This window comes from Paenibacillus sp. 19GGS1-52, assembly GCF_022369515.1.
Lineage (GTDB): Bacteria > Bacillota > Bacilli > Paenibacillales > Paenibacillaceae > Paenibacillus_AQ.
In genome coordinates, this window is sequence record NZ_CP059724.1 from 3,225,452 (window position 1) to 3,240,146 (window position 14,695).

The 14,695-nt window shown below is 46.5% G+C and carries 14 protein-coding genes; 10 read left to right on the plus strand and 4 right to left on the minus strand.

Annotation, left to right across the window (positions count from 1 at the left end; all coding sequences use genetic code 11):
• Window positions 1-287 precede the first annotated feature (287 nt).
• The gene (gene rsgA, locus H1230_RS15120) at window positions 288-1,373 is read left to right on the plus strand and encodes a ribosome small subunit-dependent GTPase A (RefSeq protein ID WP_239716665.1); all 1,086 of its coding nucleotides are present in this window, start codon (window positions 288-290) and stop codon (window positions 1,371-1,373) included.
• Between the two features lie 168 nt (window positions 1,374-1,541).
• Here the strand turns inward: rsgA and H1230_RS15125 are convergent, their stop codons facing one another.
• On the minus strand, window positions 1,542-2,168 hold the full coding sequence (locus H1230_RS15125) for an FMN-dependent NADH-azoreductase (protein WP_239716667.1): 627 nt from the start codon (window positions 2,166-2,168) through the stop codon (window positions 1,542-1,544).
• 214 nt (window positions 2,169-2,382) lie between these two features.
• On the opposite strand from H1230_RS15125, the gene H1230_RS15130 reads away from it, so the two are divergent.
• Window positions 2,383-2,520 (plus strand): hypothetical protein, encoded by a 138-nt coding sequence (locus H1230_RS15130; protein ID WP_239716669.1) that lies wholly within the window; start codon window positions 2,383-2,385, stop codon window positions 2,518-2,520.
• 403 nt (window positions 2,521-2,923) lie between these two features.
• On the opposite strand, the gene H1230_RS15135 is transcribed toward H1230_RS15130, so the two are convergent.
• Window positions 2,924-3,163, minus strand: a complete 240-nt coding sequence (locus H1230_RS15135; RefSeq protein WP_154119857.1) for a hypothetical protein — start codon at window positions 3,161-3,163, stop codon at window positions 2,924-2,926.
• 171 nt (window positions 3,164-3,334) lie between these two features.
• Here H1230_RS15135 and H1230_RS15140 point away from each other — a divergent pair, with 171 nt between their 5' ends.
• On the plus strand, window positions 3,335-3,994 hold the full coding sequence (locus H1230_RS15140; RefSeq protein ID WP_239716671.1) for a hypothetical protein: 660 nt from the start codon (window positions 3,335-3,337) through the stop codon (window positions 3,992-3,994).
• Here H1230_RS15140 and H1230_RS15145 read toward each other — a convergent pair.
• Window positions 3,991-5,709 (minus strand): alpha-amylase family glycosyl hydrolase, encoded by a 1,719-nt coding sequence (locus tag H1230_RS15145; RefSeq protein ID WP_239716673.1) that lies wholly within the window; start codon window positions 5,707-5,709, stop codon window positions 3,991-3,993. The genes H1230_RS15140 and H1230_RS15145 overlap by 4 nt on opposite strands.
• A 373-nt stretch (window positions 5,710-6,082) precedes the next feature.
• On the opposite strand from H1230_RS15145, the gene H1230_RS15150 reads away from it, so the two are divergent.
• The 7 genes from H1230_RS15150 to H1230_RS15180 all read left to right on the plus strand — a co-directional run bounded on the left by H1230_RS15150 (window position 6,083) and on the right by H1230_RS15180 (window position 13,624).
• Window positions 6,083-7,105: an ABC transporter substrate-binding protein gene (locus H1230_RS15150; RefSeq protein WP_239716675.1), complete on the plus strand. Its 1,023-nt coding sequence runs from the start codon at window positions 6,083-6,085 to the stop codon at window positions 7,103-7,105.
• Window positions 7,106-7,162: 57 nt separating this feature from the next.
• Complete coding sequence (locus H1230_RS15155) at window positions 7,163-7,939, plus strand: ABC transporter ATP-binding protein (protein ID WP_239716677.1); 777 nt, start codon at window positions 7,163-7,165, stop codon at window positions 7,937-7,939.
• Between the two features lie 56 nt (window positions 7,940-7,995).
• On the plus strand, window positions 7,996-8,775 hold the full coding sequence (locus H1230_RS15160; protein WP_239717348.1) for an ABC transporter permease: 780 nt from the start codon (window positions 7,996-7,998) through the stop codon (window positions 8,773-8,775).
• A 134-nt stretch (window positions 8,776-8,909) separates the two neighbouring features.
• Window positions 8,910-9,893, plus strand: coding sequence for an aromatic acid exporter family protein (locus tag H1230_RS15165; RefSeq protein WP_239716680.1), 984 nt, complete (start codon window positions 8,910-8,912; stop codon window positions 9,891-9,893).
• A gap of 219 nt (window positions 9,894-10,112) precedes the next feature.
• Entirely contained in the window at window positions 10,113-11,135 is a 1,023-nt protein-coding gene (locus tag H1230_RS15170; protein ID WP_239716682.1) for an HD-GYP domain-containing protein, read from the plus strand.
• Between the two features lie 173 nt (window positions 11,136-11,308).
• Window positions 11,309-11,866 (plus strand): outer spore coat protein CotE, encoded by a 558-nt coding sequence (locus H1230_RS15175; RefSeq protein WP_154119841.1) that lies wholly within the window; start codon window positions 11,309-11,311, stop codon window positions 11,864-11,866.
• Window positions 11,867-12,226: 360 nt separating this feature from the next.
• The gene (locus tag H1230_RS15180; RefSeq protein ID WP_239716684.1) at window positions 12,227-13,624 is read left to right on the plus strand and encodes a putative amidoligase domain-containing protein; all 1,398 of its coding nucleotides are present in this window, start codon (window positions 12,227-12,229) and stop codon (window positions 13,622-13,624) included.
• Here H1230_RS15180 and H1230_RS15185 read toward each other — a convergent pair.
• Window positions 13,621-14,418, minus strand: coding sequence for a GNAT family N-acetyltransferase (locus tag H1230_RS15185; protein WP_239716686.1), 798 nt, complete (start codon window positions 14,416-14,418; stop codon window positions 13,621-13,623). The two genes, H1230_RS15180 and H1230_RS15185, sit on opposite strands and share 4 nt — an antisense overlap.
• Between the last annotated feature and the right edge of the window lie 277 nt (window positions 14,419-14,695).

Below are 14,695 nucleotides of genomic sequence, written 5' to 3' on the forward strand. Positions count from 1 at the left end.
GTCTTCCGGGAACAGCTACTGCGCAGTAATGCTTAACGCAGTTTAGCGCGTAAGCTCTAATACAACTATTAGAGCCGTCGGGGACCGTATCGGTTCCGGCGGCTTTTTTTGCGTGTCTATCTAAGATTCGCTCTTCTTTCTTGCAAAGGGAGCAGTCTATAGCAGACCAGCCGCCGGAACCTAAACGTTCCGGCGGTTTTTTGCCTTTTGGCAAAGTTTATGTTCCCAAAGACTGGTTGATTTGAATGCAGGTAAGAGCTATAACCACATTATTTAGGAGGAATTGGATGAGTATTATGCAATATGGCTGGAATGAAGATTGGAATAGAAAATGGAATGAAAAGTGGTTTGACACCGGGAGACCAGAGCTTGTTCCCGGTAGGATCGTCGGTGACTTTGGCACTAAGTATCGGGTAATGGCGGAGTCGGGCGAGACCTGGGGCGAGCTTGCGGGCAAGTTGAGACATGGGCTAGTAGTATCCGGGGATTATCCGGCTATCGGTGACTGGGTGGGGCTTTCCATGCAGGATGGCGGTGAGCATGCAGTGATTCATGGTGTTCTACCGCGGCATAGTGTCATCTCACGTAAAGTAGCGGGAACGACTCAAGAGGAGCAAATCGTGGCCGCAAATGTGGATACCTTATTTCTGGTCAGCGCCTTGAATGATGATTTTAACGTACGGCGGATGGAGCGATATCTCATCATGGCATGGAATAGTGGAGCGAATCCGGTTATTCTGCTGACAAAAGCAGATCTCTGTACGGATGCGAAGAGCAAGATAGCCGATATGGAACGTGCTGCACCAGGCGTGGCTGTACATGCGGTTAGTGCCTTACAAGGTGAGGGGTTGGAGAGTCTTCTGCCTTACCTTGGCAGCGGTCAGACCGTTGCCCTGACGGGTTCCTCCGGCTGTGGTAAATCGACAATGGTTAATCGGTTATGCGGAAAGGAACTGCAAGTAACCCAGGATATAAGAGAGGGTGACAGTCGAGGCCGTCATACCACAACACATCGTGAGCTGTTTGTAATGCCGGATGGAGGCATTATCGTGGACACACCAGGCATGCGGGAGCTGCAGCTGTGGGAGGATGACGGGGGACTTGAACTGGCTTTTGCTGACATAAACAGCTTGGCGGCAGAATGCCGTTACAAGGATTGCAGTCATGAACGAGAAGAAGGCTGTGCTGTGCTGGAGGCGGTGCAGAGCGGTGTGCTTGAACAGAATCGGCTGCTGAATTATCGCAAAACACAGCGTGAGCTGTTGTTTCAGAATAGCAAAGAGAAGAAGACAAAGCGTAAAAACGCTCAGACTGCTTTAAAAGTCAGTCCATCACGGTCCAGAGGCTGGCGTCTGGGAGTGGATGATTTTTAAGAAGAGCTCAAGATATTCTATGTAAAAGTAAAGGGTGCCCCTTTAGCCATTGGCTTTAGGGGCACCCTTATGAAGCTATATATAAATAAAAGTCCGGTTGGTGCAGGAAAGCTGTCTGAAAAAGTTGCGTTGTATAACTATAACCAGACTTTTAATACTGGAGGCAGATTAGAATGATGCTGCCGTAGTCTTAGCCAATTGCAAGCCTTTTTCGATGATTTCTGTTGCTTGTTGTGGAAGCTGGTTATGTCCTTCGATAATTACTTGCTCGATATCCGTAACTCCCCAGAAGCCTAACATTCCCAAGACAAAGTTTACGGCCATTTCAGCGCCAGCAGCAGGTCCTTCGGAATAAATGCCACCTCTGGCATTCAATAGAACGACTTTTTTGCCGCCTAGCAGGCCATTAGGTCCTTCAGCAGTGTATTGGAATGTTTTGCCGGCTTGGCTCAGGTAGTCAATATAAGTATGCAATACAGCCGGAACCGTCATGTTCCAGAGTGGGAACGCGATGACTACTTTTTCAGCAGCAATAAACTGTTCCAGATATTTGTTGACCAGCGCAGCGCCTGCAGCTTCTTCAGGGGTTGCTTCATAACCTTGAGCTGCTTTGTACATTCCCGTAATCAACGTGTTGTCGTAATATGGAAGTTGTTCTGCAAACAGATCCAATTCAGTAATTTCATCTTGTGGATGACTTTGTTTGTAGCTCTCCAGAAATTCGTGGTACAACTTAACACTTACGGATTGTTCAACAGGGCGGTTATTAGCTTTGATAAAAAGGACATTTGTCATTATGATTTCTCCTTAAATATATAATAGGTATTTACTTTATTTAATATAGCACTTAATATTTTGTTTGTAAATCACTTTTTTCGAATGATTAAATTGGATAGAATAACTGCGTTTAGATCGTTGAATTCCCGTTTATATAGGAGATACAGGGACAGGGAATTATTTCCTGTTAGCCTGATTTTGAAGAATGGAAGTATGAAAGGAAGCGAAGGACATGTCCATTGACCGTTTCATAATAAAGAAACTGGACAGCTGTCATGAAGAACGCACACGTCTGAATCTAGTGAAGCTATTCAAGTTGCGTATTCAAAAAGCCGAAAAAGAAGAAAATGCGAACCATAAGATCGGCTGAAGAGCAGCCGCTATTTGAATAGAACCGGTATTAAAATACAGTTAGGCATATTCCTTTAAATCGAAGGGATATGCTTTTTTTCTGCGGCTGATTAAAAAAACTAACTTTTCAGAAAACGGGTAACAAGTGGTACTTGTGTGGGGAAAAGATCGGCCAGTCTTAAAGGAATATTTAAAAGCGCAGAAAATTACCAATGGATATGTGGGAAACGCCTCAGAAAGCAAAAGAGTGTTTAGAATCTAACAATAAGGAGCTTATCTTTACGGTGAGCTGGAAGCTGCTTGTTTTATGTCTTGGATGCAGAAGTCGTATACCCGTAAGGGCGTTTCCGTCGGAAAACAATCGCCTATCTTAAACAGGTAGATAATGTGTTTGGAAAATATGGCAAAAAAATATCCCTCCTTTAATAGAGGGATAGAGCTAATGAATCGTTTTCACTATAACTGTGCAATATAGCTTCAGAGCCTTTAATTTCGATACTAATCAGAGAATTGAGACATTTCTTGAGGGCAGTTTTGCCTTTTTGAATTTTGAGCTCCAGCGTACTGTTAAGTAATCTAAGTACTTTTTGAGTGGGCTGTTTATTTTCTGTTGTGAAATACACAGGTACAAGTTTGTTCTGAAATGTTATGACCATTCTCATTTTGAAATCACCTCGCTACAAGTATTTCATGTTTTGATCTTAACCTTTATTTCTTAATTTTACCTTAAAATTAGCTTATGATAACATAAAGATTGCGATATTTATCACGAAGGCGTCTTTATTTTGCAAGAATTATGAATTTTTATTGAATTAAAGGAAGGATACGATGGTGTGAATGATAAGGACAGCGTTTATTTAGCACATTTCCTGTTCCCTGATTGTGCTATGAATGAAAATGTAATGGAACAGCTGCGCACGGCGACAGCTGCGGAACGAATGTGCCGATTGCGATATAGTGAAGGCGAGCATGTACAAGACGTATGTCTGCAAGTACATAAGGATAGGATACTGTTGATTTCTAATCAAAAGGTTGGCGCCATAAGCTTTGAACAGATTGAACCTGCTGCAGTTGAGCAGACCTGTCTTCAGCTGTTCAATATAATTGAACCACTTGAGCTGGGTTACCCGCTTGTCCCAGCTCTGATGATGTCTAAACATAAGTATGAAGAGCTCAAAGAGAGCTCAGTTTCATCTTCTCTACATAGTTTATCTCAAAGCTTATTTGCTGAAACCGGAGAATATGAGCACTCCGCCCAACTAGCCAGGGTCATGAAATATTATTGCACGGAGGGAGAATTGCGGCTCTGTTCTCGGAGCGGTAGCGGTTGGAAAGTACACTACGCTGCCTTTATTGGCGATTTCTCCTGCGGTTGGCTGCTGCGCATGAACTACAGTGCTGCTGAGGACTGGATGATTGCTTTTCCGCTGAACAAATCTCAGCTATGCAATACCTTTACAGAATGGGTCCGGCAACCCACTTCTATTCTCTAGTTCAGAATGGCAGATGAATAGGGAGGTAAGGTTAGGGAATCTCCCTGTAAGACTGCTACATCAGAGATGTAGTTGATAACTTTGTGATAACTGTCTCCATTCACATTGGGATGAAGCAAGACCTGTTGCTTTTTGCCTGTAAGATTATGCATAACTAGTACTTGCTCCTGAGCGCTCACTCTTTCATAGGCCATAACACCTGTATTGCCCGAAGAATAATCACGAATCCCTCCGTCACGTAAGGCAGGCACGGCATTGCGAAGGGAGATGAGCTCACGGTATCGCTCCAGCAGCGAGTGGTTATCTTTATTTTGACTTTTCACATTATTTTCTGCGGTCCATGTGTTATTGCTGCTGTCTTCCCAAGTTGTTTGTCCTTTGCCGTCTTCCTCAGACACCCATCTCATGGGCTCGCGGATGCCTTCATCCGGCTTCACACCGAGCATCCCAATCTCCTCGCCATAGTAGATAAAAGGATTTCCGGGTAGGGTTAGCAGCATTGCTGCAGCCATTTTAGCATGATCCAAGTTGTCTTGCAGTTGGCTCATTACTCTATTCTGATCATGATTAGTCAGAAATATGGCATCGGTAAAAGCGTCCTTTGAGATTTGTGAGTAAAGCTTATAGGTACGTTCCAGCGTATAGGCTGCCCCACTGTCTTTCTCAGCTTCTGCGGAATGGAGCAAGGTCTCTGCTAAGCCAAAGTTAAAGCCGGAATCGAAGGCCTGATTGAGATAGGCACCAACAGATACGGCAGAATTCTCCCATACTTCGCCTACAATATAAGCCTGCGGATTGACAGCATTCATAGCTTTGCGGAATTCCTGCCACCAGGTTACATTTTTAGCAGTTGTAGCTGCACTTTTGTCTGTAGATAGATCCTCATAGATATGCTTGGCTGCATCCAGTCGAAAGCCATCCACGCCTTTTTTCAGCCAGAATTGTCCGATGTCCAACATTTCCCTGCGAACTGCGGGATTATCGAAATTCAAATCAGGCATCCCCTCCCAAAAGGTTCCCATATAATGACTCCCAAGCAGGCTGTGCCACGGATTTCCACTGCCCGCAGCGCTTGTTCCGCTTGCTGGTCGTTTCTGATCCTCTGCCCATATATACCAGTCCCGATATTTACCCTCTTTATTGCTGGCAGAATCAACAAACCACGGATGTTCCTTCGAGGTGTGATTCACCACCAAGTCCATAATCACCTTGATGCCTCTTTGATGTGCTGCTTGAATAAGCTCCTGCAGATCCTCTAGAGTTCCATAATCAGGATTAATACTCCGATAATCGGTTACATCGTAGCCATGATAACTCGGGGAAGGATTAATAGGCATGAGCCAAATACCGCCAATCCCTAAATCATCTGTGGTAGCGGGATCGCCATCATTCAAATAATCAAGTTTCTCCGTAACTCCCTTCAAATCACCAATTCCGTCACCATCAGAGTCAAAGAATGAACGCACAAATATTTCATAAAAGACAGTGGAAGGCTGCTCATCTACAGCCGTCACGGATGTGGCAGTCGTCTGTTTGGTAGCCGCTGGAGCCACCGTGTGATTCTGCTGTGCTGTCGCTTGAGGAGAGGCGGAAGACTGAGCAGATCCTTCTGGTGGATTACCGGAGCAACCGGCCAGCAATATAGCAGCTAAGGCTGTAGCAGCAACAGTCTGAAGGAAACATTTTGAATGTAGATAGGTAAACTGTGAATACATAGTAGCAAACCCCTTTCATGGCAATTCCGTTTTTATTGTGAGTAAGCGCTTTATCATTAATACTACCTGAATATGCCGAGTATATAAAAACGTTTGCACAACTCTAAAATTACGTAATATCCTGATAATTAGCCTTCTAAAATACATATACTCTTATTTACTCTGATATTCTACAAATTACTCTTCATTAACGGGTATATCTAAAATAAAGATTGATTTCAGCAAAGTGGATCAATGATTTTGGCTAAAAATCGCTCTTAAATTCAAAATAAATCTGTGCAAACGATATTTATTGTTCATCTTAACCTTTCACTAGGCTGCAGCATATGCTTTAGATAAGGGCAAACGACCCGGTAAGAAAGGAGAATGAAGAATGAAGAGAAGGTACAAGAGGTCCCTGTCACTCATGCTCATCACATTGTGTTTTTCAGTACTTGCCGGCTGCGGTGGAGCTTCAACGGGAGTAAAGGTGAAGATTGGGGAAGTCACCCGTTCTGTCTTTTATGCACCAGAATATGTGGCTTTGTCGCAGAACTTTTTTAAGGATGAGGGGTTGGAGGTAGAACTGCAGACGATTCCAGGAGGAGACAAGACCATGACTGCGCTTCTCTCGGGAGCTATTGATGTGGCGCTGGTAGGCTCAGAAACTTCCATTTATGTGTATCAGCAGGGTGCGGATGATCCTGTCATTAACTTTGCGCAGTTGACCCAACGGGATGGTACATTTCTGTTCGCCCGTAAGGATGCAGGGGACTTCAGCTGGGACAAAGTGAAGGGGTCAACATTTCTCGGGCAAAGAAAAGGTGGAATGCCACAGATGGCTGGGGCGTATAGCTTATTGCAAAAAGGGATTGATCCTGCCAAGGATATTACTCTAATTCAGAATATCGACTTCGCTAACATTGCCGGAGCCTTTGCTTCGGGGACCGGGGATTACGTGCAGCTGTTTGAACCTCAGGCATCCATCTTCGAACGTGAAGGCCGGGGTAAAGTGGTAGCTTCGTTTGGGATAGTGAGTGGCTATTTACCATATACGGTATTTATGTCCAAGGAGAGCTATATCAGCAAAAATGGTGATACCGTCCAGAAGTTCACCAATGCGATCCAGCGTGCACAGCTATGGGTGAAGGATCACAGTCCTGAGGAGATTGCCGATGCTATTCTGCCTTATTTTGAGAATACAGACCGGGATATTATAATATCGTCGGTCAAGCGCTACAAGGAACAGGATACCTATGCGGTTAATCCGGTTGTGGATAATGAAGAATGGAACAATCTGTTGGATGTCATGGAGAATGCCGGAGAATTGAAAGCACGTGTTCCAGTAGAGAAAATTGTAAATAACAGCTTTGCCGAAAAAGCTGAAGCCAGCCTTAAGGCTGGCGTCTCAAAATAACAAGTTACACAACATTCGAGAAGGTTCAAGCACTACAACCTTGAAGGAGGGGCTGATATGCTTCCAGTAGTGCAGCTAAAGGGAGTTACGCATGCCTATCTTGGCGATCTTGAGGCTTCATTAGCCGTTGAGGACCTGAATCTTACTGTTGAGAAGGGAGAATTCGTCAGTCTGGTTGGTCCCAGTGGATGCGGCAAGACAACTATATTATCGATCATAGCCGGGCTGATGCAGCCTTCGCGCGGTGAAGTAGTTATCAATGGTCGGTCCATGAATGGACCCTCTCCTGAGGTAGGGTATATGCTGCAGCAGGACTATCTTTTTCCCTGGCGCAGCATTTTGGACAATGCGGTGCTTGGTCTGGAGTTAACGGGATGTTTAAACGAAGAGACAAAACAGAAGACTTTGGAGCTGCTCCAAGACATGGGACTAAAGGATAAGACCAAAGCTTATCCAGCGCAGCTGTCGGGAGGCATGCGCCAAAGAGTGGCGCTGGTGCGCACCTTGGCCACCAATCCCGGACTTCTGCTGTTGGATGAACCTTTCTCGGCGCTGGATTACCAGATCAAGCTGCAGCTTGAGGACCTGGTATCAGAGACATTGCGCCGCCGCGGGACAACTGCAGTTCTAGTTACACATGACCTGTCCGAGGCGATTGCGGTCAGCAGCCGGGTTATTCTGTTGCAACGGAATCCGGGCAAGATCCGCAAAGTCTTTCCAGTGCCGGAGGTTATCCGGGCCGCACCTCCTTTATATGCACGTGATCAGGCAGGCTTCGCGGAGCTTTTTCATGAAATATGGCAGGAAATGGAGTCTGCAGGGAGGGACAGCTAGTGAAACATAACGGGCAAACCAGTGAAGCAGCTTCCCGGGAACAATGGCTGCAGCATATGCATGGAGAATTCCAGAAGAAAAAGCAGCGGCGGCGCAATCAGGTTCTTGCTGTGCGCAGCAGTGTGCTGCTGCTGTTCTTCGTCCTTTGGGAAGCGGGGGCCAGACTGGGCTATATTGATGAGTTGTTGTTCAGCTATCCTACGAAAGTCTTTCGGCAGATCTGGGGGGATATGGTTAGCGGCAGTCTATGGCCGCATCTCGGGATAACAGTAGGCGAGACTGCAGTTGGCTTTGTGCTGGGTACACTGCTTGGGACTCTGCTGGCTGTAATCATCTGGTGGTCTCCTTTTTTATCAGCAGTCCTTGATCCGTACATGGTTGTCTTTAATAGCATGCCGAAAGTAGCGCTCGGACCGATATTTATCGTAATGTTTGGTGCCGGATTCACGGCTATCGTCGTCACTACATTATCTATTACAGTGATTATAACCACGCTGGTTGTGTATAACAGCTTCTGCAGCGTGGACCCCAATTTAATCAAGGTAGTCCGCTCCTTCGGAGCAACACGCGTACAGGTGTTTAATAAGGTTATTCTGCCAGCCTCCTTTCCAACAGTGGTCTCTACATTAAAAGTGAATGTAGGCATGTCCTGGGTCGGAGTTATCGTTGGCGAATTTTTGGTCGCGAAGTCTGGCCTTGGTTATCTGATCATCTATGGCTTTCAGGTATTCAATTTTACACTGGTCATGTCCAGTTTGCTTATCATCGCAGTAGTGGCAACAGCAATGTATCAGTTGGTCTTATATGTGGAAAAGATTCTATTGTTGAGACGGTGAAAATAATGTCTTATTGTGTCTCTGCGGAAAATCTTGTACCATGACTATATCTTTAGCTAAGCATCCGAAGCGAGTTTTGTATGAAGTATTTCGGAGAAGCATGTCTTACAAAACTTTCAAGGAGAGATATCTTCATGGGATTTCGAATTATCAAAACAGCGGCTGCTACCGTCCTGTCCGTATTGCTGGCAGCTGCTGTAGGAATACCAAATGCGCAGAGTGCGGGTCTGTTAGCAATTCTGGGGGTGGAAACCACACGTAAGAGGAGTCTCCGGACGATAACGGCACGTTTTACGGCCTCGCTCGTGGGACTCTTTTTTGGCTGTATTTTGTTCTGGGTCTTGGGTTTCCATTATTGGGTGCTTGGAATGTACGTACTGTTCGGCTTTCCACTTATCGTGAAATCAGGCTTCAAGGAAGGGATCGTCACTAGCTCCGTTATCGTCTTTCGTGTATTTGGACAAGCTGAGATTACGCTGCATGTCCTGCTGCAGCAGATAGAATTGTTAGTGATTGGTCTCGGCTCCGCCGGGCTGGTGAATCTGATCTATATGCCACAGACCGAAGGGGCGATGTATGTAATCCGCAAGGAAGTCGATGGCTTCTTTTCTGTTATTTTCACTCAAATGGCCCGGACACTGCGTGAACCTGGATATATCTGGGATGGAAAAGAGCTTATTGGGGCGAACACGGCGGTACAACGCGGTCTGAGCGCTGCGGCTAGGGAAATGGAAAATCATGTGATAAATCCGGATGCGGCGTGGAATGTCTACTTCTACATGCGGAAGGAACAACTAGAATCGATTCAAAATATGCTGCAGCTGTTATCGCAGGTCTATCGCCAATTGCCGCATGGGGATATGGTGGCTGAATTGTTCGATCAACTCAGTGGAGATGTGCTGGCAGAAGAATATACAGGTCGGACAGAGCGACTTCTTTATAGTCTGGAGGAGGAGTTTCAAAAAATGGGGCTGCCGGATACTCGTGAGGAATTTGAAGTGCGATCTGCTATTTTGCAGCTATGTCGGGAACTGGCACTATATTTGAAAATTGCCAAGCGGCATAAAATGCCGGTAGGATTAAAGCAAGAAAAACGATCGCTCACAGCAGGCGAATGATTGACCTGAGGATTGTGAATAACAAATCAAGTATTAACATTCTTTAGTAAAAGAACGATAGAATATGTATAAACTAAAAAAAGTTGTCGCTGACTATGACTTTTTATTCAGTTTACGTTCAGGAGACGAGAATACTGTGAATAATAAAATAAATAGTGAGGGTTCCAATACAGCAGGGGTTCGCCGCAAGCGAATTTTCCGCTCTGGCAGGTGAAGAGTATGGACAAAAGCAATGACAACTTTATTGGTAAACAGCTTATAACCAACCTCTTTAATGAAAAGGGTGTATTTGTTTTACCCGCAAATACTTTATTAAGTACAGACCATATACGACTCATCAAGCAGCATAAGATTATTCTGGAGGCTAGTGATGTCATTCAGCTTGATAAAACGGCATTTTTTCAGATTGCTGTAGATGATTGCACGGCTGCGATGGAAAATATTTTTGAACAGATTCGCTATAACAAAAGCAAACGTCTGCCGATGATAGAGCTCAGAAATGAGGTTATTCCCTTTATCCAACAGGTATCTGAGCGGAATGATTTCTACGGAATTTTGGCTGCTCTGCAGTCCAAGGATGATTATACATACAGGCATAACGTTGCAGTGGGTATATTGTCCACGCTGCTTGGCAAATGGCTCAAATTGAAGCCGGAAGATCTCGGCATGCTGACCATCGCGGCCACTCTTCATGATATTGGGAAAATGATGATTCCTGCAGAAATATTGACCAAAGAGGGTCCATTAACGGATGAAGAATACCAACTGATGAAGAAGCATACCACTTATGGTTACGAGATGATCAGAGACACGGTAGGCACCAATCATATGCAGGCGCTTGTAGCGCTGCAGCATCATGAACGAATGGATGGCAGTGGATATCCATTTGGTCTGCTCGGACATCGGATAACGGATTTTAGTAAAATTGTTGCGGTAGTCGATATTTTTCATGCGATGACCTCTGATCGTTTCTACCGAAAAGCATCACCGCTATATCAGGTTCTAATTCAGATGCAAAATGATGTATTTGGCAAGCTTGACCCTTATATTTCCAGAGTGTTTATAGATAAGTTGATGCAGTCGATGCTAGGGAACGAGGTCGAACTGACGGATGGTAGGATGGGGAAAATTATTCTAATTCTTTCTCATGATCCGTTGCGTCCACTTGTGAACATCGGGGAGGAGTTCGTTGATCTTAGCAGGGAAAGAACGCTAGGTATTGTGCGAGTGATCCCGCAATAGACAGCTCCTTATTCAGTCCTACAATATGGCATTTTTCTTCTATATGTACTATGAGTCTCGGGGATGAAGCCCTTTCGAGGGCTTACCCAAATTTATTTATAGACTAACAATCAACAAATGCCCAGATCCTGCATACACTTGATAGTGAATGATTGTATGGAGGAGGTTCAAAGATGTCATTAAGCCATAAACGTCAAACAAGGGAGATCATTACGAAGGCAATTTGCGGCAAAGGTCGTAAGTTCTCTACCGCAACCCATACCGTGACTCCGCCACATCATCCGACTAGTATTCTGGGGGCTTGGATTATCAACCACCAATACGAAGCGGTTGCCGCCGGGAACGGAATCGAAGTAATTGGTACTTATGATGTTAACATCTGGTACTCGTACGACAAAAACAAGCAGACCGAGGTAGCAAAAGAAACGGTCTCCTACGTGGAGCTTATTCCGCTGTCGTATCTGGATCCAAGACACCGTGCTTCCACTGTGGAGGTATCTGCGGATGCAACGCAGGAACCTAACTGTGTGGAAGCTGGCGTCTCTCCAGGCGGTGGTAGTGTAACGCTCCGTGTAGAGCGCGAATTCGAGGCGGAGATGGTGGCTGAGACCAAAGTCCGCGTGTATGTCAGCGATCAAAGTGATGATCTGGAAGACAAGGATTATGATTTTGATGGTGAAAGCTTTGATTATGATGATTTGGATCCTGACGCCCTGGATGATGAGTTGTAAGGAAGGTTTCGCCGCCGCTAACCGAATAGCAATGGGTTATGCTCCCATTATATGTAGGAAGGGCGGCGGCGAAGAGGGCTAATGCCCTCCTTTTTTTGAAAATTTTTTGCGTTCAGGAATGACTCCGCTAAGGTTATTATTCAGCTTGCTCTGCGAGGCGAAAACGGTGCCGTCCCTTGGACGGAAGGCCGTTTTTTGCTGTTGTTGTAAAGACGGTGGATAGGACAGACACTCAGGCTGTTTCATGGCATCAACAAGTAATGAAATAAGCTTCGTAGTCATTTTTCTTTTTAGAGGTAATGTTCTTGTTGTCTGTTGCGTACTGCCGTGTTCGGCGGTGCTTCAAGGGAGGGCGTATCCATGAATGAGGGAATGAAAGGTTATCTCGCATGGTCTTTAGAGCTGAGAGAACAAAGGCTGCTGCGCAGTGGTCTGGAAGTTGCCCTAACACCGGCCAGCAGGAAGAAGTTGCTGGGAATTTCCGATCTTTATAATCAACAGTGGGTGCTTAATGTGCATGAGAATATTGAGCTGGAGCATGCCAATCATACATATAAAGCTGGATCAATACAGCGTAGCCATAGACAGCAATATCGAATTTTAGTTTATAATCTTACTGTGCTGGAGATTGTGCCACTGGGCGCAGGCCCGGCTATGATTGCTACCTCCAGAAATTCAGTTAGCGCAAACTTGCAAAACGAAGAGAATAGCTCATTAACCTATGCACCTCCAATAGAGCAGCGTGGAGTAACAAAGCTGCTCAAGGAGCTGGCAGTCCGGGCATTGTACAGCTTAGGTCTGGACAGCGGGGAAGTACGGTTACTAGATATGGGCAGCCGCAGGTATGTAGTGGAGGCGATCACTCCACTGCTAGAGACGCCCAGAACGCCCTTGCCAGAGCCTTACCGCACTGCTTCGCAGATGCTGGCAAGGAAGCTGGCTCTGGAGCAGCCCGGTCGTCCTGGGCTGCTCATGGGCATGGACCCGGAGTTTCTGCTACTCCGGGAGAACTCGGACCGCGTCGTGCGTGCGTCGCGGTTCCTGCCTATGGCTGGCGTCGCGGGCTGCGACGCCGGGCCCCCGGGAACGCGCGGCGCGTTCCCGGTCGCCGAGCTGCGCCCGGAGCCGCGCGGGGAACCACGCGCGCTGCTGGCGCAGCTGATGTCCGCCGTCGCCGCGGCGGACCGGCTCATCACCGACCGCTCGCTCCGCTGGCGGGCGGGAGGCATGCCGCTGCGGGGCTGGGCCCTCGGCGGCCACCTGCACTTCAGCGGCGTGACGCTGAGCGCGCCGCTATTGCGCGCGCTCGACAACTATCTCGCGCTGCCGATGCTACTGCTGGAGGACGCCCGGGCCGGGGCGAGGCGTCCTCGTTACGGAGTGCTCGGCGACTTCAGGTATCAGCCGCATGGCGGCTTTGAGTACCGAACCTTGCCGAGCTTTCTGGTATCTCCGGTCGTCGCCAAGGGTGCAGTCTATCTGGCTCACCTTATAGTGAGCCATTATGAAGACCTGCCGCTGCGCCCGCTCGACCGGGAAGAGCTGCATGCCGCCTATTACAACGGCGACAAACCTCCACTGCGCGCAGCATTCACTCCTCTGCTGGCACAGCTGCGCGCTTTAAGCGGCTACGAGCAGGCCGCCCGTTACATCGAGCCGTTATTTCACTATATAGCCGCAGAACGGACGTGGGATGAATCCCGGGATATCCGGGAGCTGTGGATACATCGGGAAACACACAGGTATGGACCAACCTAGAAATACATCATGGACCAGGCTCCGATATCTTGGAAGCCAAGCCGTTTATAAATGGCTCCAGCTTTCGGGTTATCATAGAATAAACATAACGATCGTCCTTCAGCGAGAAGATCTGCACATAGCTGAACAACTACACGTGTAGCTAATCCTTGTTCTCGATAGGCCTGGTGGGTGGCTACGGCAATAACCATCGCCGACATGGAGTTTTCCGCCGCTGTGGACGCGGTAGCCACCACTTCGCCTTGGCATTCTATATAATAAGTGCGGCCGGTGCCGCTCATCAGCGTTTGATGCAAGCTTTTTCGCGAGCCTTCCGAGCTGCTCTCAAATTCTTGGATGCCATCCGTAAGTGCACATATCGCATTCACTTCTGATACCGTAGCTTTCTTGATGCTGCCTGAGGCCGATAATCCTTTATATATTTCCTCATTCATGTCCTTTAGCTCTGCAAAATATAAATGCTTTTCTTTCCGGAAGTTGATGACTTTGCCAAAAGCCTTCATTACGTCCGACGATCCAGAGATCATTTCGACGTCCTTATCCTTCCTCAGAAGTGCGGCGAAGCCCTCCACATCAAAAGGGCCCTTTGCAAAGGGTAAATAGCTTTTGTAGAAACGCAGCAGGACGGCTTTAATATGAAAATCCACAGGATCAAATTCCCCCCATAGTTCCATGAATTCTTGCTCAAATCCGAAATTCTCCACATCGCCAATCAAGAATAAATTTAATGCAGGTTCTTGAATTAACAATGCCATCAATGGTTTCCTGTCAATCTCTGTTAATTTGCGAATCATTTCACAATCTCCTTCAGTAATAATAATTCACTATATATAATTAAGACTGCTGCTTGTTATTATTTTACATTACATGACCGTAAAAAGCACAGATATTAGCATCCATCTTATCCGTCGAGAATTAATGTAGCTATAGATAGCATCTCCTAGGAGTTCTAATAAACAAGTCGTAACCTTCTCATATGCAGTGGACTATGGGCTCGGTTATCTTCACCGGATATCGTAGTGCGGCAACTTTCTGCTATAATAGAGGACAGTATTAAATAGGCGTGGAGGT